Below are 20,923 nucleotides of genomic sequence, written 5' to 3' on the forward strand. Positions count from 1 at the left end.
AAGGCGGGCGGCCGAGCCGCCCGCCGGCACATCATTCTGCGGCTTTCCTGGCCTTGGCGGCGCGCTGTACGGCGTTCCACACCACCTGGGGCGAAGCCGGCATGGCAATGTCTTCGAGGCCGATGGCGTCGGTGATGGCGTTCATCACCGCCGGTGGTGCTGCGATCGCACCGGCCTCGCCGCAACCCTTGATGCCGAGCGGGTTGGAGGGGCAGGTGGTCTTGGTCATGCCGACATTGAAGGAGGGCAGGTCGTCGGCGCGCGGCATGCAATAATCCATGAAGGAGGCGGTCAGGAGCTGGCCGTCCTTGTCGTAGACCGCGCCCTCGAGCAGGGCCTGGCCGACGCCCTGGGCGATGCCGCCATGCACCTGGCCTTCGACGATCATCGGATTGATCAGCTCGCCGAAATCGTCCACCGCCGTCCAGCGGGCGATGGTGGTGACGCCGGTATCGGGATCGATCTCGACTTCGCAGATGTGCACGCCCGCCGGGAAGGTGAAGTTGGTGGGATCGTAGAACGCGCCTTCCTTGAGGCCGGGCTCGAGATCCTGGCCCGAGAATTTATGGGCGATATAGGCCTGCAGAGCTACTTCACCGAAAGCCAGGCCCTTGTCGGTACCGGCCACGGAGAAGCGCCCATCCTTGAACTCGATGTCGCCCTCGGAGGCTTCCAGCACGTAGGAGGCGACCTTCTTGCCCTTGGCGATGACCTTGTCGACCGCCTTGACGATGGCCGACATGCCGACCGCGCCCGAGCGCGAGCCATAGGTGCCCATACCGAACTGCACCTTGTCGGTATCGCCATGCACGACGGCGACCGAGTCGATGGGAATGCCGAGCCGGTCGGAGACCAGCTGCGCGAAGGTGGTCTCGTGGCCCTGGCCGTGGCTGTGCGAGCCGGTCAGCACCTCGACGGTGCCGATCGGATTGACGCGGATCTCAGCCGATTCCCACAGGCCGACGCCGGCGCCGAGGGAGCCCACCGCCTGGGAGGGTGCGATGCCGCAGGCCTCGATATAGGCCGAATAGCCCAGGCCCCTGAGCTTGCCGGCCCGCTCGGAGGCACGGCGGCGGGCGCCGAAGCCCTTGACGTCGTGCAGCTCCATCGCCTTGTCGAGCGAGGCGTTATAGTCGCCGGCGTCATAGGTCATGATCACCGGCGTCTGGTGCGGGAAGGACCGCACGAAGTTCTTCTTGCGGAACTTGGCCGGATCGAGGCCGAGTTCGCGTGCCGCCACTTCAACTAGACGCTCGACCACGAAAGTCGCTTCCGGCCGCCCGGCGCCGCGATAGGCGTCGACCGGGGCAGTGTTGGTGTAGACGCCATCGACCTCGGCATAGATCGCCGGGATGTCATACTGCCCCGACAGCAGCGGCGCGTAGAGATAGGTCGGCACGCTGGAGGAGAAGGTCGAAAGGTAGGCGCCGAGATTGGCGATGGTATGGACCCTGAGGCCCGTGATCTTGTTGTTGGCGTCGATGGCGAGCTCGGCGCGGGTGACGTGATCGCGGCCATGGGCGTCGGCCAGGAAGGCCTCGGTACGGTCGCCCGTCCACTTCACCGGCCGGCCGATGCGCTTGGCGGCCCACACGCACACCGTCTCTTCGGCATAGATGAAGATCTTGGAGCCGAATCCGCCGCCGACATCGGGGGCGATCACGCGTAGCTTGTGCTCGGGTGCGATGCCGATGAAGGCCGAGAGCACCAGGCGGGCGACGTGCGGGTTCTGCGAGGTGGTGTAGAGCGTATAGGCTTCATTGCCGGCATCGTAGTCGCCGACGGCCGCGCGCGGCTCGATGGCGTTGGGCACCAGCCGGTTGTTGACGATGTCGAGCTTGGTGATGTGCTTTGCCGCCTTGAAGGCGGTGTCCGAGGCTGCCTTGTCGCCGAGATGCCACTGGAACACGGTGTTGTTGTCGGCCTCGGCATGGACCTGGGGTGCGTCCTTGGCCTGGGTCTTGGCAGTATCGACGCTGGCCGGCAGCGGCTCATAGGTGACGTTGATGGCCTCGGCACCGTCCTTGGCCTGCGCCAGGGTTTCGGCAAGCACCACGGCAACATGGTCGCCGACATAGCGAACCTTGCCCTGGGCCAGCGCCGGATGGGCGCCTGCCTTCATCGGCGAGCCGTCCTTGGAATGGATCATCCAGCCGCAGATCAAGCCGCCGATCTTGTCCTGCGCCAAATCCTCGCCGGTGAGGATCTCGATGACACCCGGCAGCTTGCGGGCCTCGCTGATGTCGATCGACGTGATCGCCGCATGGGCATGCGGCGAGCGCAGGAAATAGGCATGGGCCTGGCCCGGGCGATTGATGTCGCCGGTATAATTGCCCTTGCCGGTGATGAAGCGGAAATCCTCTTTGCGGCGCACCGGTGCGCCGACGCCTGTGGCGTTCATGTCGTTCTCTCCCCCTGGAGCAAGGCGCGCTCGCCTGTGAACGCTTGCTGCTCCAATTCGCTGTTTCGACGCATCTTGCGATCTGATGCGATTTCCGCGGATCGCAAAACGCTATGGGATTGGAATAATCCCCGGCAAACAAAGGCTTCGCCGAGAGTGTCGATGAAAAGCTCGAAATCCGGAGCGTCGGTCGAAGGCGCATTTGAGCGGCCGCTGACAGTCGGATGACGCAGTCCGGGAGAGAACGATTATTCGGCCGCCTGCAGCGCCTCGCCTTCGCTCATGGCCTTGGCGCCTGCCGCCACCGCCTTGACGATGTTGTGGTAGCCGGTGCAGCGGCAGATATTGCCTTCCAGCTCATGGCGGATGGTGGCCTCGTCGAGATCGCCGCCGAGCCGGTCGACCATGGCGACCGAGGTCATGATCATGCCGGGCGTGCAGAAGCCGCATTGCAGGCCGTGATTGTCGCGGAAGGCTTCCTGCATCGGATGGAGCTGGCCGTTATTTGCCAGGCCCTCGATGGTCGTCACCGAGCTGCCGCTGGCCTGGACGGCGAGGGTGGTGCAGGATTTGACGGCCTTGCCGTCAATATGCACCACGCAGGCACCGCATTGGCTGGTATCGCAGCCAACATGGGTACCGGTAAGCCTGAGGTGCTCGCGCAGAAATTCGACAAGCAAAGTACGTGGGTCAATATCAGCCGTAATTTCCCGTCCGTTGACGAGAAGCGAAACGGAAGCCATGGGGTCCTCCAACCGGTTCGCGATCTGTTGTCCCCTCTGTGTTCGCCACCATTCATTTGGTGGTCTGAACGAAGGACTCTCATGAAGCAGATCGGAATAATTCCAGTCTGGACCCCCGTTTTTCGGTGGTCAAGTGACAAGCTTGAAAAGTTGAGGGTCGTTTTTGCGGGGTTTTTCGCGATTTTTTCGATTTTTCGAACAAAAATGATGGAGCCCCCCTGCGACAAGACAGCACGAGCACACACGTCTTGCGATGCAGCATGGAATGTTGTGCTGCAAAGGGAACTATGCGGCAAAAGCACAACACCCATCCGCAAATGCCGTGCCCGGTTTGGCGTCCGGCAGCACAATCATCTCGAAATTGTCGCAGAGTCCCACTATAAGCCCGGCAAGGATCCCACGAGTCAGCCCTATTTTGGAACCGCGTAACCCCAGAACATCCGAACTCCTTGCGGCGATTGCCTCGGCGGAAGGGGAGGAGCGCATTTATTTCGGCGACCTGACGGCCGCCATGCGCAACCGTGCCTTCGGTATTCTGTTCCTGCTGTTCGGCATTCCGAACTGCCTGCCGATGCCGCCGGGCATTCCGGTGATCTGCGGCATCATCGTTGCCCTGATCGCGGCCCAGATGGTGATGGGGCGCGACAATCTGTGGCTGCCGCAGTTCCTGGCCAAGCGCAGCTTTGCCCGCAAGGACCTGCAGCGCATCGTCACCAAGGCAGAGCCCTGGATCCAGTGGGTCGAGCGATTCGCCAAGCCGCGCCTGCATCTGTTCGCGGATGCGCGCTCCCGGCGGATCGTGGGCATCGTCGCGCTGGTGCTGGGCCTTGCCCTGCTGCTGCCCATCCCGATCATCGGCAACATCCCGCTCGGCATTCCCATCTGCATTCTCGGCCTCGGCCTGGTCGAGCGCGACGGCGCCGTCATCCTGGCCGGCTATATCGCCACCAGCGTCGGCCTGCTGATCACGGCCGGGCTCGGCTATCTCATCTTCCAGGGCGCCCTGGCGATCTTCTGAGGCGCGCGCAGCGGCAGGTCCTGCGTTGCTCAGGCGGCCGTTCGGGCGCGTCCTCTCGCTGCCTTGATGTCGCGAATTGGCGGCAGGCCGAACAACCGGCCATATTCGCGGGTGAATTGGGGAACGCTCTCATAGCCGACCGCGAATGCCGCCCCACTGGCGCCCATCCCCTCGGCCTGCATCAGCCGCCTGGCCTCGATCAGACGCAGCTGCTTTTGGAATTGCAGGGGAGAGAGGGAGGTTATCGACCTGAAATGCTGGTGGAATGAGGAGGAACTCATGCCGGCCGCCGCAGCCAGGCGCTCGACCGGCAAGGGCTGCATGAATTCGGCCCTCAACACCGCAACGGCACGCGCGATGCGCTGCGCGTGGCCATCCGGCCAGCCCAGACGTCGGATTGCCGCCCCGTGACGGCCGGCCAGCAGCCAGTAATGCATCTCACGCACGAGTTGAGCTTGCAGCACCGGCACCGAAGCCGGACGATCGAGCAAATGCATCAGCCGTAACGCCACATCGGCGACCTCGGCATCGGTTGGCTGGACGCGTACCGGGGCATGGTCGGCCCCGCCGGCGGCATGCATCTGCGCAGCCAGGTCGGCTATCACGCCGGCGTCAAGCTCCAGCACCAGCGACAGATAGGGAGCCGTGGCACTGGCGCGGGTGATCTGGCTCACGGTCGGCACGTCCGCGGTGATCAGCAGGGAATCGCCAGCCGCGAAGTCGAAGGCCTGCATGCTCATGGTGACATGCTTGCTTCCCTGCAGCACAAGGCAGGCGAGGGGACGGGAGATGGCATGGACCAGGCCGCTGGGCGCCGTTGCCCGCACGGTGGTGAGACTCGGAATCGGCGTGGCTGCGATACCGTTCGAGCTGGCGTGGACTTGGGCATGGCGACGGATGGCTTCAAGCAGGGCGGTCATGGTGACAGCCTACGCGTTTCGCGCCCGTCCTGCATGTCTCTTGGAGGATTAGGCAAGAAACATCGAGATTCCAGCAACACCGAAGGCAGGTTTGGCCCGATACCGAGTGCCATCACACCAACGGAGTTTGCCCGATGACCAGGATTTCACTCGTAACCGGGGCCAGTCGCGGTCTTGGCCGCAGCACGGCCCTCAATATTGCCCGCCTTGGCGGCGATGTCATCCTCACCTATCGCAGCCGGAGCGAGGATGCCGAGGCGGTCGTCGCCGAAATCCAGGCCATGGGCCGGAAGGCGATCGCCCTTCAACTCGATACAGGTGACGTCACGGCCTTCGCCGCTTTCGTCGAAAGGGTGCGGGCAGCGCTGCACGACAACTGGTCGCGGGGGACATTCGATCATCTCGTGAACAATGCCGGCCATGGCGACTACGCCCTGATCGGCCAGACCACCGAGGCGCAGTTCGATGCCCTGGTCAACGTCCATTTCAAAGGCGTCTTCTTCCTCGCCCAGGCCCTGCTGCCCCTGATGGCGGATGGCGGGCGCATCGTCAACCTATCCTCCGGCCTGACACGCATGTCCTATCCGGGCTATGCTGCCTATGCCGCGGCCAAGGGAGCCGTGGAGGTCTTGTCGACCTATCTGGCCAAGGAACTGGGCGAAAGGCGGATTGCGGTCAATACCGTGGCGCCGGGAGCGATCGAGACCGACTTCGGCGGTGGTGCCGTGCGCGACGACCACAGCATCAACAAGATCTTTGCGCAGATGACCGCGCTTGGGCGAGCCGGAGTGGCCGAGGACGTCGGGCCGATGATCGCGAGCCTGTTGACGGACGCCAATCGCTGGGTCAACGCCCAGCGGATCGAGGTTTCGGGCGGTCAGGCCATCTGAGCCGCTCAATCGGCGAGACGGATGTCGTCGTCCAGGGTGATCGTCCCGGGCTGCTCGATGGTGCCGTAAATGCCGATCTGGTTGGTGAACTGGCGTGCGACCGTCTTCATGATCGCGGGTGTGCGCTGGGCCGTCTGCGGATCGAGGGTGATCATCACGCAGCGGTCGATCGGCCGGTCGGTGCGCAAGCGGACCTCCCGGTTGCCGATTGAGACCCGCTTGCCGAGCCAGTCCCGTTCCCAGGTCCCGGCATCCGCGGGCTCTATCAGGAGATTGATGCGGAAGCGCTGCAGGTCGATATCGCCGCCATGGGCCTGCGCCAGGCGGCCGGCCGTCGTCGTGCTCACCAGCGAGATGACGGCGCTGTCGAAATGGCCGCGGCCGAGCTGCATGAGATGCACGGGCTCACCGGCCGCTTCGCTCAATTCACGGCACAAGGCAGGATCGTCAATGTCGTATTCGCCGCCTTTTGGCGAGACCACGGTGAGTGCCGAAGTCTTGGGATCCCCCGGGGTGAGGTAGCGGGCGCGATAGAGCAGCAGATCCGGCAGGTCCCGGCCGGTGAGGTAGGGAAAGCGGCCGCGGTCCTGTGTTTTCACGAAGGCATATTGCCGGTCGCCGGCCAAGCCGTTCCAGCGCAGCTCCGCCATGTCCAGGATGTCGCTGCCCATGGATTTGACCGGGAAACGCTGGATCCGGCGGATGATGCCGATCGAACCGTCCTTGCCCATGCCCATGCGCCTCTATCCGGGGTTGAAGGAGATCAGTGAATGGAGAGGCCGTGAGAATCCCATTCATCGCGCGGCACGGCTTCACCGACCCTGTACTCCAGCGATATCACCTTCATGCGATCAGGCGTCGCTTCGCAGGTAAAGGAATATTGGTACCAGATCCCGCCGCTGCGGAATGCACCGCCGTCACCCTTGAGCGTGTCGCCCGTCACATGGGGATCGCCCAGCGCATAGGCGATCACGCTGTCGGGTTTGTAGGGGCGGGATTCGTGACGCAGCCTTTCCATCAACTCGATGTCGCAGGCCTGCTGAAACCGATCGGCGGGGGCCAGCTTGGCGAGGCCGGCTTCGGTCCGTCCGGGCTTGGCGTTCTGGCGTGCTGAGGCGGGTGTCAGGGCAAGGGCGATCAGGGCGATCGAAAGCAGCGTCGATTTCATTCATCCAGTCCAGGCAGAAACGGGCGTGGGCCGGATCGCGTGAACGAACGGCACAGCCCGGTATTGGCCATGATCCCCGCCACGTGCCGTGCGATCGGGCGGGAACCCGGAAAATCACGCGGCGTTTGGAAACGAGGAACCGGAACAACGGGCCTTTGGCGACCACGCTCTCTTGTCCCGGGGCGACAGCCCCGATGGCCGAGGCAGTCGTCTCCATGGCGAGTGGGAACGGCTCGGAACACCGTGGGGTTGACTTCAGCCCCACGGTGTTCCGAGCCGATTCAGGGAGCGCAACCTAACGCTTCATCCGCACCTTGTCGATCCGTGGAGGGGTCTGGCATCTGCATGGTGGTGCGGTTCGATCCTACCGCTTGCGTGCCGCGTCCAGGCTGATTGATCCGGGACCGGCAAAGACGAAATAGAGGAAGAGGAAGCAGTAGAGGATGGCGGCGTCGCCGCCGTTCAGGGCGGGGAAGAAGGATTTCGGCGCGTGGAACATGAAATAGGCCACCGCCATTTGCCCGGAAAGGATGAAGGCGACGGGGCGGGTGAACAGGCCGATCACGATCAGCAGGCCGCCGAAGGCCTCGAGTATGCCGCCGAACCACATCAGGCCGAAGACGGGGATCTCGCGATCCGGCGCGAGTGCGGGAAAGCCGAACAGCTTCTGGGTGCCGTGGGCCAGGAAGATCAGGCCGGCAACGATGCGTACGAGGGAAAGGATGGTCGGCGCATAGGCCTGGAGGGTCGATTGCGTCGAGGATTGCGACATGCTGCTCCGTCCGTGGTCGCTGAGGGGAAAGGCAGCCTTAAGTTATCGGCATGCCTCTTTCCAGCCCGCGGGGCTGGTTCGGCGATCACGAACCATCACGTTCTTGTTTAACTTCATTGCAGATTTGGCAGGTTTTCCGGGGCGTTCCGGTGGCAGTCTCCAGCAAGACACGCGCCGATCCGCTCCGATTCAGGGCGTGTCGAGCACGCCCGTCTTGCCGATGATATAGGGCGGCCTGGGAATGGCGATGTGGGCGGCCCGCAAGGCCGCCGACCAGCGTTCGCGCAGATCGTGGAAATAGGGCTCGCCGGGCTCGATGCGATGGCCGATCTCGGATTTGAGCGCATCGCGCCGCACCGTGAGGATGTCGATCGGCATGCCGACGCCGAGATTGGAGCGCATGGTGGAGTCCATCGAGATCAGGCCGACCTTGAGGGCGTCCGGCATTTCCGTCTCGTAGTTCACGGCGCGGTCGAGGATGGGCTTGCCATATTTGTGCTCGCCGATCTGCAGATAGGGCGTATCGGCCGTCACCTCGATGAAATTGCCGGCCGAATAGATCATGAAAAGCCGCATCTTGCCGCCCTTGATCTGCCCGCCGAACAGGAAGGCCACGTCGAAGCGGCTGTTGTGTTCCTCCAGGCTGCGGCCATCGGTGGCGTAGACCTGGCGGATGGCCCGGCCGATCAGCTGCGCGGCCTTGAACATGCTGGGCATGCTCATCAGCGTGTCGACCGCGCCGGTGTGGGGATTTTCCAGGCCTTCCTGGATGTGGTCGAGCACGGCCTGACTAACCGAGAGGTTGCCGGAGGTGCACACCGCCAGGACGCGCTCACCCGGCTCCTCGAATACATGCAGCTTGCGGAATGTCGCGATGTTGTCGATGCCGGCATTGGTGCGCGTATCCGCGATCATCACCAGGCCCTCGCGAACCGAAATCCCGACGCAATAGGTCATCGACTGAACTCCCAAGCCGCCCGTCGGCGGTACCCTCCCAGCGAGCCCGAACCTTCAGGCTGCCACGCCCTTCCCATAGAACAAGATTCGTTTGCCGCCTACGGGCGCAAAGCCGGTCGGGAGAGCGGCAAATGGCGGCAGGGGAGCGGGCCGCCGTCGTCATTGCGAACGAAGCGAAGCAATCCAGTCTTGCCCCGATACACGGAACTGAATTGCTTCGCTTCGCTCGCAATGACGACAGGCTTAATGCTTCGGCGCCGAGCGCAGGCTCGAATAGACCATGCGGATGACGAGCACCAGGGTGGTCAGCACGATCAGGATGACGGAGATCGCGGCGATGGCCGGATCGATGTTGTCGCGTACGCCGCTCCACATCAGCCGGGGGAGAGTGATGGCGTTCACGCTGGTGATGAAGAGGGTGACGCCGATTTCCTCCCAGGACAGCACAAAGGAGAGCATAGCCGCCGTCAGCAGCCCGAACTTGATGTTGGGCAGGATGATCCTGGTGGCGCGCTGCCAGACGCTTGCGCCCATGCCGCGGGCGGCCAGATCGATGCGCCGGTCGACCTGGCTGAGCGAGACCAGGATTAGCACCACACAGAAGGGAACGATCATCACCACATGGGCGAGCACCACACCGAGCCAGGTGTCGAAGCCGATGATGGAACTGATCTGCGATAGTCCGGTGAGCAGGAAATAGAGCGTCATCGCCGAGACGACCGGCGGCACGATCATCGGCAGCAGCACGAAGCCGACAAGGGCCGCGCTGAAGCGGGGACGGAACATCCAGATGCCCACGCAGAACAGGGTCGCCAGCGTGGTGGCGAGGGCGCTCGAGACCACGCCGATGCGGATGCTGAGCAGGATGGAGTTGGCCCAGTCCGGATTGGTGAACAGGGTACGGTAATGGGTCAGGGCGTAGTTGCCGTTGGGCATGGAGAGGTAGCGGGCCGCGGTGAACGACACCGGCACCACGGCCAGTAGCGGCAGTAGCAGGAAGACGGCGACGAGGGCGGCCGCGGTGAGCGCGATCAGGCCGGGGCGGTGCGACGTCATTTGGACACTCCCGTATCGCCGAGGCGGGCATAGCGGAACAGCAGGCCCATCAGCACCGCCACGATCACCACCAGCGTGACGCTGATCGCCGCGCCCAGGCCCCAGTCCGGGCTCTGGAACATGCGCAGATAGATGAGTTCCGCCACCATCACGCTGCGGCCGCCGCCGAGAATGGCGGGTGTGACGAAGAAGCCGAGGGCGAACACGAAGACGATGAGCGTGGCGCCGATGATGCCGGAAAAGGTCATCGGCACGAAGACGGACCAGAAGATGCGCATCGAACCGGCTCCCATGCCGCGGGCGGCGAGGAAGACGCGCTCATCCAGGCTGCGCATGGCCGAGGCCAGCGGAAACACGGCGAAGGGAATGAGAAAATGCGACATGCCGATGATGACGCCGAATTCGTTGCGCACCAGCGTCAGCGGCTCGGAGATGAAGCCCAGACTCTGGAGCCAGTTGTTGACGAGGCCGCGATTGGACAGCAAAGCGAGCCAGCCGAAAGCGCGGGTCAGCACCGAGATCCAGAAGGGGATGAGGATGCACAGTTCGGCGAGGCGCTGCTGCATGGGCGTGCCGCGCACCCAGACATAGGCGATCATATAGGCAGCGATGACGGTGATCGCCGTCACCATGGCGCAGATGCGGAAGGTGCGCAGGAAGACCGAGAGCACCAGCGGATCGCCGGCAAGCCTTTGATATTGCGTCAATCCGGGTTCTGGCAGCGTGATGCTCCACTGGGCGACGCCGAGGAAGGGAATGAGATAGACCAGCGTCAGGAACGCCAGCAACGGCCCTGCCAGAACTAGGAATGAAAGCGAAGACAAGGGCTTGTGCATGAACGCTCTCGCATGTCCTCACTGCCCGGGCTTTGGGGCCCGGGCAGTGGATGAAAGGTCAGGCCGAAATGATCTTGGTGTAGGCGTCCAGCGCAGCGCCGTAGTTTTCGGCATACCAGTTCATGTCGAGGGTGATCTGCTTGCTCATATTGGCGGGATCGACCGGGTTGAGGCGCTTCTGGTCGGCGGGGATGAGGGCATCGGTGGCCGGATTGGCGGGGCCCTGTCCGAGCATGTCGAACATCACCAGCTGCTTTTTGGGATCCTGCGCGCTGGCGATGAATTTCATCGCATTGTCCTTGCCACCGGGATTGTTCTTGATCACCGCCATGGCGCCGGGCGAAATCAAGCCCTGGTCCCAGATGAACTTGATCTGACCGCCGGAGTCCTTCTCCAGGATCGAGGCCCTGGTCGACCAGATCAGCGCCATCGAGGCATCGCCGCTCAGCAGCACCTGCTGGCTTTCGGCACCGCCGCCCCAATAGGACACCACATTGTCCTTGAAGGCGGCGAGCTTGTCGTGGGCGCGCTTGAGATCGAGCGGATAGAGCTTTTCCGGCGCCACGCCATCGCCGAGCAGCAGCGCCTCCCACATGCCGGCGCCCCATTTGTAGAGCGAACGCTTACCCGGGAACTTCTCCACGTTGAAGAAATCGGCCATGCCGGTCGGCGGTTTGTCACCGAATTTCGAGGCGTCATAGGCAATGATATAGGAGAAGAAATAGGTCGAGGAGGCGTGTTCCCAGCCAAAGCCCGGCCGGAACTTCGATTTGTCGACCACCTTGTAGTCGATCGGCTCGAGCATGCCCTGCTTGCCCAGGGAGATGGCCGAGAACGGATCGGCGTCCACGATGTCCCAGGTCGGCTTGCCGCTCTTGAACTGGGCGGTGATGCCGCCCTCGGTCGGGCCGGTGCCGTCTTCCTTCACGGTGATGCCGGTTTCCTGCTGGAAGGGCTGGCCATAGGCGGCGTCATAGGCCTTGATGGCATCGCCGCCCCAATTGACCAGGACGAGCTGGCCGCCATCGGCGCGGGCCGGGCCGGTGCGCAGGGCGAAGGGGGCGCCGGCGAGCACCATGGCGGCGAGCTGGGCGAAACGCCGGCGGCTGATCTGGCCGGCTTCGACCTTCGAGGCGAGGATTTCGAGGCAGTCTTTCTGGAAGGCTTCATTCATAGCCGATGTTCCCCTGTTGGGCATGCGAAGGCGGATGGTGAGAGTTGTGTTATAATTATTTGTTTTTGCGATATTTTACTGCAGAAGAGGAAGCTGTTTCAGGCATCTTCCGGCAAGAGGAAGCCCTTGCTCTTGGGCCAGGTGAGCCAGAGGTCGGGCCCGTTTGCCAAGGCCTCCGCCGCGCGTTCGGTCGGCAGGGTCAGGCTCACCGGCGTGCCGCTCTTGGTTGCCAGGGACAGTTTGGTGGCCGAGCCGAGATAGGTCGAGGCCGTCACGGTGCCGGCCAGGCAGTTGAGCGAATCCACCTGCGGCCTGGCCGAGACATCCATATGCTCGGGGCGGATGGCCAGGATGCCGGTCTTGCCGACATGGGTCTGGGACGGCACGTCGAGCATGGCTCCGTCGCAGGAGCCGCGGGCATTGCCGGCTTCCCGCTGGACGTCGTGCAGCGGCAGGAGGTTGATGTCGCCTAGGAATTCCGAGACGAAGCGGTTGGTCGGCTTCTCGTAGACCTCCTGCGGCGTGCCGACCTGCAGCAACTGGCCCTGGTTGAAGATCGCCACATGCGATGACAGTGCCATCGCCTCGCTCTGGTCGTGCGTGACGAAGATGAAGGTGGTGCCGAGCTCTTCATGCAGGCGCTTGACCTCGTCCTGCATCGAGTTGCGCATGTTCTTGTCGAGGGCGGAGAAAGGCTCGTCGAGCAGGAGCACGGGCGGCTCGAACACGAGCGCCCTCGCCAAGGCCACACGCTGCTGCTGGCCGCCGGAGAGCTTGGAGGGAAGCTTGTGGCCATGGCCGGACAGGCCGACACGGGCCACCATCTCGCCGACGCGGCGGCGGATCTCGTCGCCGGGCATCTTCCGGATATGTAGCGGGAAGGCGATGTTCTGCTCCACCGTCATATGCGGGAAGAGCGCATAGCCCTGGAACACCATGCCAAAGGCTCGCTCTTCGGCGGAGAGAGTGGTGATATCGGTCCCGTCGCGGGTGAGGCGACCGACGGTGGGCTTTTCGAAACCGGCGAGGATCATCAGGAAGGTGGTCTTGCCGGAACCCGATGGCCCGAGCAGGGTGAGGAACTCGCCGCGGGCAATGGTGAGCGAAACGTCCTTGAGCGCCGCGAACTTGCCGAACGTCTTGCCGATGCCTTGGGCCCGGATCTCGGCAGCATGTTCGATGCTCGAATGACCGGCTGCCTTGCCGGCCGCTACCCCGCCGCTTTGCGCCATGCATATCCTCCCGGAAAACCGTTCAAAGCCTAAGCGTGATTATCGTTCACGACAATTGAATGTTGTTGCCTCTGGGGAAAAATTTGATTCACCCCAACGGGCAGCCCGCTACAGGCGCTCAAGCATAATTGGAACGATGCGTCGAGCCGGTCTGCGCCAAAGCCGACTTCAACCAATCCGCGAAGGCCTGCGACACGGCATGGCCGGCCTTGGCATGCTCCATCACCAGGAAATAGGAGCGGGGGGACTTGATGGCGAGGTCGAAGGGGCGGACCAACTGGCCGGCCTTCATGGCGGTGTTGCAGGTCAACTCGTCTCCCATGGCGATGCCCTGGCCGGCGGTGGCGGCGGCAAAGACGAGATTCATGTCGGAGAAGATCATGCCGCATTCGGCATTGGGGTTTTCGACATTGGCGAGAGCCAGCCAGCGCGTCCAATCGTCGAAATCGCCCAGATGAAGCAGCGGCGCCCTCAGCACGTCCGAGGGCTCGTTGAGACCGCCGACCTTGTTGAGCAAAGCCGGGCTGCACAGGGGTGTGAACTGGACCTCGCACAGCAACTCGACCGCCCGATTGGGCCAGTTGCCGTCGCCGAAGGTGATGAAGAGGTCGACATCGGGATTGGAGACGTCGTCGAGCCGCCGCGGTGTCACCACGCGCAGCGACACGTCCGGATACATGTCCTGGAATTCGGCGATGTGGGTGCAAAGCCAAAGCGAGGCAAATCCGGGCGTGCAGCTCACCTGCAGCGTGCCGGCGACGCCCTTGTCGCCATATTGCAGCGAGGCGTCCCCGATGACGGTGAGGGCCTTGCGCACCTCGTTGGCATAGTGGCGCCCGCGGGCGGTCAGCATCACGCCCTTGCCGTTGCGCTCCAGGAGGTCGAAGCCGAGATCGCGCTCGAGCAGGCGCAATTGATGGCTGACGGCGCTGCGGGTGAGAAAGAGCTCTTCGGCGGCGCGCCAGACGCTGCCGTGGCGGGCGAAGCTGTCGAGGGCACGCAGGGCCTGGGTAGAGGGAATGCGCAAAACGGGCTCCGGGATTCTCTCACCAGATTTCGGGCATGATTGCCTACAGGTGAATGGAATTTGTTCAAACAGGCAAAACATATCACTTTTTGATAGCGATGTTCACCGCTTATCCTTCCCGTCAATCAGGGAGGTGGAATGTGACCAGTTCAGCACAGCAGACGGCGCTTGCGCATGTCGATGCCATCGCCGGCGATCTGTCGACCTGGACCCGCACGATCTTCGATTTCGGCGAGACGGCCTGGCGCGAATATGAATCGGCACGCTGGTATGTCGACCTGCTGCGCCGGCATGGCTTTACCGTCGAGGAAGGCTCGGCCGGCATGCCGACGGCCTTCTGTGCGCACTGGACGGGCAAGACGGGCGGGCCTGTTATCGGCATGTATGCCGAATATGACGCGGTGCCCGGCAATTGCCAGGATGCGGCGACTGTCAAGCGCCCGCGGCCGGGGCTCAGCGAGCATGCCGGCGGCCATACCGATCCCCATTCCGCGCTCGGCACCTCCAGCCTCGGCGGATTGCTGGCCACCAAGCAGGCGATGGAGCGTCACGGCCTTGCCGGCACGCTGCGCTTCACCGGCGAGCCGGCCGAGAAGGTGAGGGGCTCCAAGCCCCTCCATGCCGCCAAGGGCTATTATGACGGCCTCGACGGCATGCTCTCCTTCCATCCCTTCTACATGCTGCCGATGTGCAACACGGTGCGCTGGGATACCCATTGCGGCGCCGCCTATTCGATGATCTACCGCTTCATCTGCGATGAGCCGGAGGCCTGGAACCGGGCGGCGGGCGCACCGATCCCGCAATCGCATTCGGCGGTGCGCGCGCCAGGCGCCAATGATGCGCTGATGATGATGTACATGGCCTCCAAGGCCCTGCGTGATTCCATGCTGACCCACCAGGGCGGCTGGTCGATCAGCGAGGCGATCCTTACGGCTGGCCAGGCGACGGCGGACAATCTTCCCGCGGGCCTGGCCGAGATCCAGTACATGATGCGCATGCCGACCCTCGACATGGCGGAGCAGGCGACGGCCATGCTCGACCGCAATGCCGAGATGGCCGCTGGCATGACCGGTTGCCGTTATGAGCGGCACTGGGTGTGCAAGTCGCGCCCGGGCCTGGCCAACCATGCCATCGCCAATGTCGTCTGGGATGCGATGTCGACGGTGGGGGCTCCGCGCTGGGGCGAGGAGGCCTGCCGGCTTGCGCGTGAGATCCAGGTCAATCTCGGCCTGGAACCGATGGAAAAGCCCTTCCTTGCCGAATGCGAGCGCCTGATCGCCCCTGAGGAAGCCGAGGCGATCCTGCGGCGGGACCTGCCTCCCTCCCAGCTCAACTCGACCTCCGACGATTATACCGACATGAGCTGGCATGCCCCGACCGCCCGCTTCTACGTGGCCCGGCCGGCCCTCAGGGCTCCGGAAGGCTATACCTATCCGGGCTGGGTGATGAATGCGCTGGGCGGCATGCCTGCCACCATCGATCCGATGGTGACGACCGCTGCCAAGACGATCGCGCTCTCGGCCCTGCGCCTGATCGAGGACGAGGAGGCGCGTGCCACCGCCCGTCGTGAATTCGAGGAACGCACCGGCGGCGGCGTCGGCGGCTCCAATTGGATCCCACCGCTGGCCGATTATCCGCCGCCGATCGGCTTTCGCTGGCCTGAATATGTCACCACCGTTCGCGGGCGCGAATGGTGGATCCCCACCTGATGAAAAGGGAAACGACCATGAACCGCATTGAACAGATCCATGTCGACGATGCCTTCACCCTGCGTCGCCGGAATCTCGCCGGCGGCACCAAGCCGCTCAAGCATTGGGGCTTTCGCAACGAGACCGACCGCCTGACCGACGTTCTGCTCGGCTCTCCGGCCTATCTGAGGCACATGGCCACCAGTTCCCTGTCGCGCAAGCATCTGCGCGAGGCGCCCTGCAACATCCAGACGGCGCAGGCCCAGCACAAGGAACTCGCCTCGGCCTATGAGCATTTCGGCGTCAACATTCACTGGCTGGAGCCGGAAGTCGAATTGCCGATGCAGGTCTATACGCGCGATTCCAGCGTGATGACCCCCTATGGCGTCGTCATCACCGCCATGGCCAATTGGTGGCGCCGCGGCGAGAACTACGCGGCCATTCGCGCCTATGAGAAGATGGGCATACCGATCTACGACATGGTGACCGCGGGCACCTTCGAGGGCGGTGATTTCAACGTCATCGAAGAAGGTTGCGTGCTGATCGGCTGCGGGGGTGCCCGCACCCAGGAGGAGGGCGCCCGCCAGGTTGCGGACTGGTTCGAGAAGGAAGGCTGGGAGGTCCGGCTCGCCTTCATCGACGAATATTACGTCCATATCGACCTGATGGTGGTGCCGATCGCGCCGAAGCTGACGGCAGTGTGCCTGGCTTGCACGGAACAGGGTATCGTCGACTGGCTCAAGGCCAAGGGCCACGAGATCATCGACGTGCCATTCCAGGATACGATGGCGCTCGGCTGCAACTTCATGTCGCTGGGCAATGACCGCATCATCGCACCCACGGCGAGCAAGAGCCTGATCGGCCAGCTCAAGGCACGCGGATTCGAGGTTGCGGCCGTCGATACCGGCGAGATATCCAAGACGGGCGGCGGTATTCACTGCATGGCGCAGGCCCTGCGCCGCGCGGCCTGAGCGCTCACGGCCAAAGACAATGAGGTAAGGCGATGATCGAGCAGGAAAACAGGCTTCCAGCGGATTTCCTGTCCGATCTCGCCTCGGCAGTTGGTGTCGCCAATATCCGCACGGGCGCAGCGATCGCCGAGCTCGATCCAGGCGAGGAGCCCGACAATCTCGGCGCTTCCGCCGTCGTCTCGCCGGCGACGACAGGGGAAGTCGCCGCGGTCGTGCGCCTGTGCGTCCGTGACGGCGTCTCGATGGTGCCGCAGGGCGGGCGCACCGGCCTCGTCGGCGGCGGCATCTCGACGGCGGGACAGCTGGTGATATCGACCCGCCGCCTGAACCGGATCGAGCGGCTCGATGCCGATGAGCGCGTGGCGGTGGTGGAGGCCGGCTGCACGCTGCAGACCCTGCAGGAGGCCGCCTTCGTCCATCGCCTCGAACCTGGCATCGACCTGCCGGCACGAGGATCGGCCACCATCGGCGGCATGATCTCCACCAATGCCGGGGGCATCATGGCCTTCCGCAACGGCGTGATGCGCCACCGCATCCTCGGCCTGGAAGCGGTGCTGCCGGATGGTTCCGTCTATTCCGATCTCACCCGGGTGGTGAAGAATTCGGCAGGCTATGATCTCAAGCACCTGCTGATCGGGGCCGAGGGAACGCTCGGCATCGTCACCAGGGTCGCGATCAAGCTGGACGCCGTACCGCCGGCGCACGCCGTGGCCCTGTTCGGTTTCGACTCGGTGCCCGCGGCGCTTGCCGCCATCCGGCGCGCCCTCGACGCGCGGGTTGGCGAATTGCGCGCGGCTGAGGCGATGTGGGCCGATTATTTCCGCTATGCCGCCCGCCACTTCGGCTGGTCGGCGCCCGATTTCTCCATGGAGCACCAGATCTATCTCATTCTCTCTCTGGGGGGCGCCGACGAAGCCGCTCTCCAGGAAGAACTGGCGGCCATCTATGAGGAAATGCTGGAAAGCCATCCCGAGACCAGCGCCGTCTTGGCCAGCTCGCTGGCGCAGGAGCAGGCGATCTGGCGGCTGCGCGAGGAATCGGCCGTCATCTATGTCGACCATCCCAATTCACCCAGCTTCGACGTCTCGCTACCCTTGTCGCAAGTGGACGACTATGTGCGCGCCAGTATCGCCGGCCTTGCTGGCGTCTCGCCGGGGCTCGCTCCCTTCGTCTTCGGCCATCTGGGCGATGGCAACCTCCATATCATGCTTAACCGGGCGGAAGACGCGCTGACGGCGGACGACATCGCCGGCGTGGAAGCGGTGCTTTATGGCGGCATCCGCCAGCGCGGCGGCTCGTTTTCGGCCGAGCACGGCGTCGGTTCCAAGCGCATCCATGCCCTCTATGCCACGGCGGATCCGGTCAAGCTCGGCTTGATGCAGGCGATCAAGGCGATGGTCGATCCGGCTGACCTCATGAATCCCGGCAAGGTAATCGATCCGTCTCGTCTGCCCGAAACCAAGCATTCGAGCTGATACGGCCTGTGCGGGGAAGATGCCATCGATGGCGAATGCAGACAGCTTCGCGCCGCTGCCGGGATGCGGCTGTTGCCGCTCCGGCCCAGTATAACGCCTACCTCATCCGAATAGGGCATTGCTTCTTTCGTCGAAAGAATTCACTGTCCGAAATCGTCATTTGTGGAAATCAGCTTCGGGTGAAAAAGCCAGCCCCCTTCTTTCGGAGGAGTTTTTGCTAGACTCGGGCGGCCCAGTATCGGCAAGATCGATTCCAGCTACAGACGGGTAGAACGAAGACGCCGGGTTCCGCAGCAGACCAACGGAATACTTGGAGAGACCTATGTTCGTGATCTGGCCTGTCATCGTCGCGATGGTGCTGGGCACCCTGTGCGGGACCTTTGTCCCGGTACTGGCTTTCACGATCATCGCCTTGATCGCTTCGATCGGCAGCGCGGTCATCATCTGGATGGCGGGTTTTGGCCTGGGGACCGCCCTGATCGATATGGTGGCCATCGCCGTCGCACTGCAGGTCGGCTATGTCCTCGGGATCCTGATCTCGCTCGCGGTGAGCAAGCTGGCTCCGAAGTTGCGGCCGGGCGTGGTGCGACGCTACGAGCACGAACACGATTCAAGCCGGCCTTGAGAGCCTGCCCGCACCGTCGGCGCTAAAGCAAAGTGCGTTTGGACGGAACGCTGCATTGCTCTAACTCTTTGATTAGACGCGTCTTTGCGATTCCTGGTGAATTCACCAAATCGCAAAACGCTTTAGGGAACGTGCCGGGTCAATTCTGCGACTGACGCTGCGCCTGGGGGCGCTCTCCCTTTTCGCCGATATCGACGCTGACCTCCAGGCTTTCGCCCTCGCCGCCGTAATGGGCGCCCCGTACCGGTGCGGCGCCCAGATAGTCCAGGCCGACAGCGACTCGGATGTGATGGACGGTCGGACAGACCGACAGTGCCGGGTCGAAACCGACCCAGCCCAGGCCCTCGATATAGGACTCGGCCCAGGCATGGGTGGCATTGCCTTGCTGCGTCGGCGGCTGCCATAGCAATCCGCTGACATAGCGAGCCGGGAGGCTGAGCGTACGGGCGCAGGCGATGAAGAGATGGCTGACGTCCTGCGCGACGCCGCTGCGGGCAGCGAACGCCTGCGTCAGGCCGGCTGCCGGCTGCTTTGGATCGGGATTGACCTCGACACGCTCATGAATCGCCTGCATCAGGGCGTGGCAGACGGCGAGGCCGCCTTCCGCCGCCCCGGCACTCCGGCGGGCGAAGTCCTGGATCGAGGCGTCGGCCTGGGTGAGATCGGTATCGCGCAGATAGAGGGCGACGGGGAAACGTTCGACGACGCCGTGCAGCACGCCGGCATTGTCATGGGTCTCCACTTCGCCTTCCACGCGCACCCGCAGGCTTTCGATGCTGCCGATCGCCGTGAAGGCGTGGCTGATATTGCCGAAGGCATCCTCGGACTGGCTCAGCCTGACATCTTGATCCACGTCGATGCGCCAGCGCACCACATGCTGGCCATTATGCGAGCGCGGGGTCAGCCGCAGGGTCTGGATCACGGATTTGGCCGGCCGCTCGTAGCGATAGACGGTTTCGTGGGCAACGCAGATGCGCATGGTTTCGTCAGATCAGATATTGCTCGGCAATCGCCGTGCTCAGATTGTTGTTGTCGGTGATGAAATCGGTGATGAAATCATGCAACCCGGACTGGAAAACCTCGTCGATGCTCAAATTCTGCAGGCGCGACTGGGTAACACGGGCCAGGCGCTGGGCGGGGCCTTGCCGGCCATAGACCTGAGCGAGTTGATCGAGATTCCCATTCAGGTTCTCATAGCATGAAGCAAGCGAACGCGGCATCTGTGTGTTCAGGATCAGGAGATCGGCGACCAGCCATGGCTTGAGGCTTTCCTTGTAGACCCAGTGATAGGCGGTCAGGGCGGAGACGGCGCGCAGGATGGCCGTCCACTGGAAATAGTCGAGACTGCCGCCGACGCTCTCCGAAGGCGGCAGCAGCACGTGATATTTGACGTCGAGAATGCGGGCCGTGTTGTCGGCCCGCTCGAGGAACAGGCCGAGCCGTGCGAAGGCATAGGCATCGTTGCGCAGCATGGTGCGGTAGGCCGAGCCGTCGAACATCAGGGAGACGCCCTTGACCCATTCGAGGAAGCGGGAGATTTCCTCGCGGCTCATCCGGGCAGAGTCATAGCGCTTGAGCTGGAGCCAGGCGTCGTTGATGGTCGACCACATCTCCGCCGTGAGGGCGGTGCGCACGCCGCGGGCGTTGGTACGTGCCATCTCGAAGCAGTTGCGGATCGAGGAGGGGTTCTCGGCGGAAAAGGCCAGGAACTCTGTGACCGTCCGCTCATTGGCCTCCTCATAGGCGGCAAAGAAGGCCGGGCCGCATCCGGCTGTCTCTACCGCGCTCTCCCATTCCGTGGTCAGGCCGCCATAGGAGGCCGGCAGGGACGACAGGCGGTAGGCCGCGTCGAGGATGCGGGCGAGATATTCGGCCCGTTCGACATAGCGGGCCAGCCAGAACAGGTTATCGGCGGTACGCGACAGCATGCGTCAATGTCCGGGCGAGAGGAAGCAGGAGAGCGGCTGCGG

20 protein-coding genes are annotated in these 20,923 nt (G+C 63.6%); 6 read left to right on the plus strand and 14 right to left on the minus strand.

What is annotated here, in order from left to right; translation table 11 throughout:
• Positions 1-31: 31 nt before the first annotated feature.
• Positions 32-2,401 carry a xanthine dehydrogenase family protein molybdopterin-binding subunit gene (locus U1R88_RS01145; protein ID WP_068299269.1) on the minus strand — a complete coding sequence of 790 codons (2,370 nt, stop codon included), beginning with the start codon at positions 2,399-2,401 and terminating at the stop codon, positions 32-34.
• Between the two features lie 248 nt (positions 2,402-2,649).
• The gene (locus U1R88_RS01150; protein WP_068299266.1) at positions 2,650-3,144 is read right to left on the minus strand and encodes a (2Fe-2S)-binding protein; all 495 of its coding nucleotides are present in this window, start codon (positions 3,142-3,144) and stop codon (positions 2,650-2,652) included.
• Between the two features lie 415 nt (positions 3,145-3,559).
• Here U1R88_RS01150 and U1R88_RS01155 point away from each other — a divergent pair, with 415 nt between their 5' ends.
• Positions 3,560-4,162, plus strand: coding sequence for an exopolysaccharide biosynthesis protein (locus U1R88_RS01155; RefSeq protein ID WP_105862748.1), 603 nt, complete (start codon positions 3,560-3,562; stop codon positions 4,160-4,162).
• A gap of 29 nt (positions 4,163-4,191) precedes the next feature.
• Here the strand turns inward: U1R88_RS01155 and U1R88_RS01160 are convergent, their stop codons facing one another.
• The gene (locus U1R88_RS01160; RefSeq protein ID WP_322429616.1) at positions 4,192-5,082 is read right to left on the minus strand and encodes an AraC family transcriptional regulator; all 891 of its coding nucleotides are present in this window, start codon (positions 5,080-5,082) and stop codon (positions 4,192-4,194) included.
• Between the two features lie 134 nt (positions 5,083-5,216).
• Here U1R88_RS01160 and U1R88_RS01165 point away from each other — a divergent pair, with 134 nt between their 5' ends.
• Positions 5,217-5,972, plus strand: coding sequence for an SDR family oxidoreductase (locus U1R88_RS01165; RefSeq protein WP_322429617.1), 756 nt, complete (start codon positions 5,217-5,219; stop codon positions 5,970-5,972).
• Positions 5,973-5,977: 5 nt separating this feature from the next.
• Here the strand turns inward: U1R88_RS01165 and U1R88_RS01170 are convergent, their stop codons facing one another.
• The 9 genes from U1R88_RS01170 to U1R88_RS01210 all read right to left on the minus strand — a co-directional run bounded on the left by U1R88_RS01170 (position 5,978) and on the right by U1R88_RS01210 (position 14,194).
• Positions 5,978-6,709, minus strand: coding sequence for an MOSC domain-containing protein (locus tag U1R88_RS01170; RefSeq protein ID WP_322429618.1), 732 nt, complete (start codon positions 6,707-6,709; stop codon positions 5,978-5,980).
• 26 nt (positions 6,710-6,735) lie between these two features.
• On the minus strand, positions 6,736-7,140 hold the full coding sequence (locus U1R88_RS01175) for a DUF930 domain-containing protein (RefSeq protein WP_322429619.1): 405 nt from the start codon (positions 7,138-7,140) through the stop codon (positions 6,736-6,738).
• Positions 7,141-7,504: 364 nt separating this feature from the next.
• Positions 7,505-7,912, minus strand: a complete 408-nt coding sequence (locus tag U1R88_RS01180; RefSeq protein ID WP_322429620.1) for a DoxX family protein — start codon at positions 7,910-7,912, stop codon at positions 7,505-7,507.
• Between the two features lie 189 nt (positions 7,913-8,101).
• Positions 8,102-8,869: a proteasome-type protease gene (locus U1R88_RS01185; RefSeq protein WP_322429621.1), complete on the minus strand. Its 768-nt coding sequence runs from the start codon at positions 8,867-8,869 to the stop codon at positions 8,102-8,104.
• A gap of 243 nt (positions 8,870-9,112) precedes the next feature.
• Entirely contained in the window at positions 9,113-9,925 is an 813-nt protein-coding gene (locus tag U1R88_RS01190) for an ABC transporter permease (protein WP_322429622.1), read from the minus strand.
• Complete coding sequence (locus U1R88_RS01195) at positions 9,922-10,761, minus strand: ABC transporter permease (RefSeq protein ID WP_322429623.1); 840 nt, start codon at positions 10,759-10,761, stop codon at positions 9,922-9,924. The genes U1R88_RS01190 and U1R88_RS01195 overlap by 4 nt, the downstream gene beginning before the upstream one ends.
• Positions 10,762-10,819: 58 nt before the next feature.
• Complete coding sequence (locus U1R88_RS01200) at positions 10,820-11,935, minus strand: ABC transporter substrate-binding protein (protein WP_322429624.1); 1,116 nt, start codon at positions 11,933-11,935, stop codon at positions 10,820-10,822.
• Positions 11,936-12,033: 98 nt separating this feature from the next.
• Positions 12,034-13,167, minus strand: coding sequence for an ABC transporter ATP-binding protein (locus U1R88_RS01205; protein WP_322429625.1), 1,134 nt, complete (start codon positions 13,165-13,167; stop codon positions 12,034-12,036).
• 118 nt (positions 13,168-13,285) lie between these two features.
• Positions 13,286-14,194, minus strand: a complete 909-nt coding sequence (locus U1R88_RS01210) for a LysR substrate-binding domain-containing protein (protein WP_322429626.1) — start codon at positions 14,192-14,194, stop codon at positions 13,286-13,288.
• A 98-nt stretch (positions 14,195-14,292) separates the two neighbouring features.
• On the opposite strand from U1R88_RS01210, the gene U1R88_RS01215 reads away from it, so the two are divergent.
• From U1R88_RS01215 to U1R88_RS01230, 4 genes are all read left to right on the plus strand, one after another.
• Positions 14,293-15,903 (plus strand): zinc-binding metallopeptidase family protein, encoded by a 1,611-nt coding sequence (locus U1R88_RS01215; RefSeq protein WP_425545372.1) that lies wholly within the window; start codon positions 14,293-14,295, stop codon positions 15,901-15,903.
• A gap of 17 nt (positions 15,904-15,920) precedes the next feature.
• Positions 15,921-16,853, plus strand: a complete 933-nt coding sequence (locus U1R88_RS01220; protein WP_322429628.1) for a dimethylarginine dimethylaminohydrolase family protein — start codon at positions 15,921-15,923, stop codon at positions 16,851-16,853.
• A 32-nt stretch (positions 16,854-16,885) separates the two neighbouring features.
• Positions 16,886-18,328 carry an FAD-binding oxidoreductase gene (locus U1R88_RS01225; protein WP_322429629.1) on the plus strand — a complete coding sequence of 481 codons (1,443 nt, stop codon included), beginning with the start codon at positions 16,886-16,888 and terminating at the stop codon, positions 18,326-18,328.
• A gap of 322 nt (positions 18,329-18,650) precedes the next feature.
• Positions 18,651-18,953 (plus strand): hypothetical protein, encoded by a 303-nt coding sequence (locus U1R88_RS01230; protein WP_322429630.1) that lies wholly within the window; start codon positions 18,651-18,653, stop codon positions 18,951-18,953.
• Between the two features lie 139 nt (positions 18,954-19,092).
• Here the strand turns inward: U1R88_RS01230 and U1R88_RS01235 are convergent, their stop codons facing one another.
• Together U1R88_RS01235 and U1R88_RS01240 are read right to left on the minus strand one after the other, a co-directional pair.
• Positions 19,093-19,932: a transglutaminase family protein gene (locus U1R88_RS01235; RefSeq protein ID WP_322429631.1), complete on the minus strand. Its 840-nt coding sequence runs from the start codon at positions 19,930-19,932 to the stop codon at positions 19,093-19,095.
• A gap of 7 nt (positions 19,933-19,939) precedes the next feature.
• Positions 19,940-20,881, minus strand: coding sequence for an alpha-E domain-containing protein (locus U1R88_RS01240; protein ID WP_322429632.1), 942 nt, complete (start codon positions 20,879-20,881; stop codon positions 19,940-19,942).
• Between the last annotated feature and the right edge of the window lie 42 nt (positions 20,882-20,923).

The organism is Labrys sedimenti, assembly GCF_034424805.1.
Classification (GTDB): Bacteria; Pseudomonadota; Alphaproteobacteria; order Rhizobiales; family Labraceae; genus Labrys; species Labrys sedimenti.

Coding starts and splice junctions, on each gene's coding strand:
- U1R88_RS01145 (WP_068299269.1), bottom strand. CDS start 2,401: ATGAACGCCACAGGCGTCGGCGCACCGGTGCGCCGCAAAGAGGATTTC.
- U1R88_RS01150 (WP_068299266.1), bottom strand. CDS start 3,144: ATGGCTTCCGTTTCGCTTCTCGTCAACGGACGGGAAATTACGGCTGAT.
- U1R88_RS01160 (WP_322429616.1), bottom strand. CDS start 5,082: ATGACCGCCCTGCTTGAAGCCATCCGTCGCCATGCCCAAGTCCACGCC.
- U1R88_RS01165 (WP_322429617.1), top strand. CDS start 5,217: ATGACCAGGATTTCACTCGTAACCGGGGCCAGTCGCGGTCTTGGCCGC.
- U1R88_RS01170 (WP_322429618.1), bottom strand. CDS start 6,709: ATGGGCATGGGCAAGGACGGTTCGATCGGCATCATCCGCCGGATCCAG.
- U1R88_RS01175 (WP_322429619.1), bottom strand. CDS start 7,140: ATGAAATCGACGCTGCTTTCGATCGCCCTGATCGCCCTTGCCCTGACA.
- U1R88_RS01180 (WP_322429620.1), bottom strand. CDS start 7,912: ATGTCGCAATCCTCGACGCAATCGACCCTCCAGGCCTATGCGCCGACC.
- U1R88_RS01185 (WP_322429621.1), bottom strand. CDS start 8,869: ATGACCTATTGCGTCGGGATTTCGGTTCGCGAGGGCCTGGTGATGATC.
- U1R88_RS01190 (WP_322429622.1), bottom strand. CDS start 9,925: ATGACGTCGCACCGCCCCGGCCTGATCGCGCTCACCGCGGCCGCCCTC.
- U1R88_RS01195 (WP_322429623.1), bottom strand. CDS start 10,761: ATGCACAAGCCCTTGTCTTCGCTTTCATTCCTAGTTCTGGCAGGGCCG.
- U1R88_RS01200 (WP_322429624.1), bottom strand. CDS start 11,935: ATGAATGAAGCCTTCCAGAAAGACTGCCTCGAAATCCTCGCCTCGAAG.
- U1R88_RS01205 (WP_322429625.1), bottom strand. CDS start 13,167: ATGGCGCAAAGCGGCGGGGTAGCGGCCGGCAAGGCAGCCGGTCATTCG.
- U1R88_RS01215 (WP_425545372.1), top strand. CDS start 14,293: ATGTTCACCGCTTATCCTTCCCGTCAATCAGGGAGGTGGAATGTGACC.
- U1R88_RS01220 (WP_322429628.1), top strand. CDS start 15,921: ATGAACCGCATTGAACAGATCCATGTCGACGATGCCTTCACCCTGCGT.
- U1R88_RS01225 (WP_322429629.1), top strand. CDS start 16,886: ATGATCGAGCAGGAAAACAGGCTTCCAGCGGATTTCCTGTCCGATCTC.
- U1R88_RS01230 (WP_322429630.1), top strand. CDS start 18,651: ATGTTCGTGATCTGGCCTGTCATCGTCGCGATGGTGCTGGGCACCCTG.
- U1R88_RS01235 (WP_322429631.1), bottom strand. CDS start 19,932: ATGCGCATCTGCGTTGCCCACGAAACCGTCTATCGCTACGAGCGGCCG.
- U1R88_RS01240 (WP_322429632.1), bottom strand. CDS start 20,881: ATGCTGTCGCGTACCGCCGATAACCTGTTCTGGCTGGCCCGCTATGTC.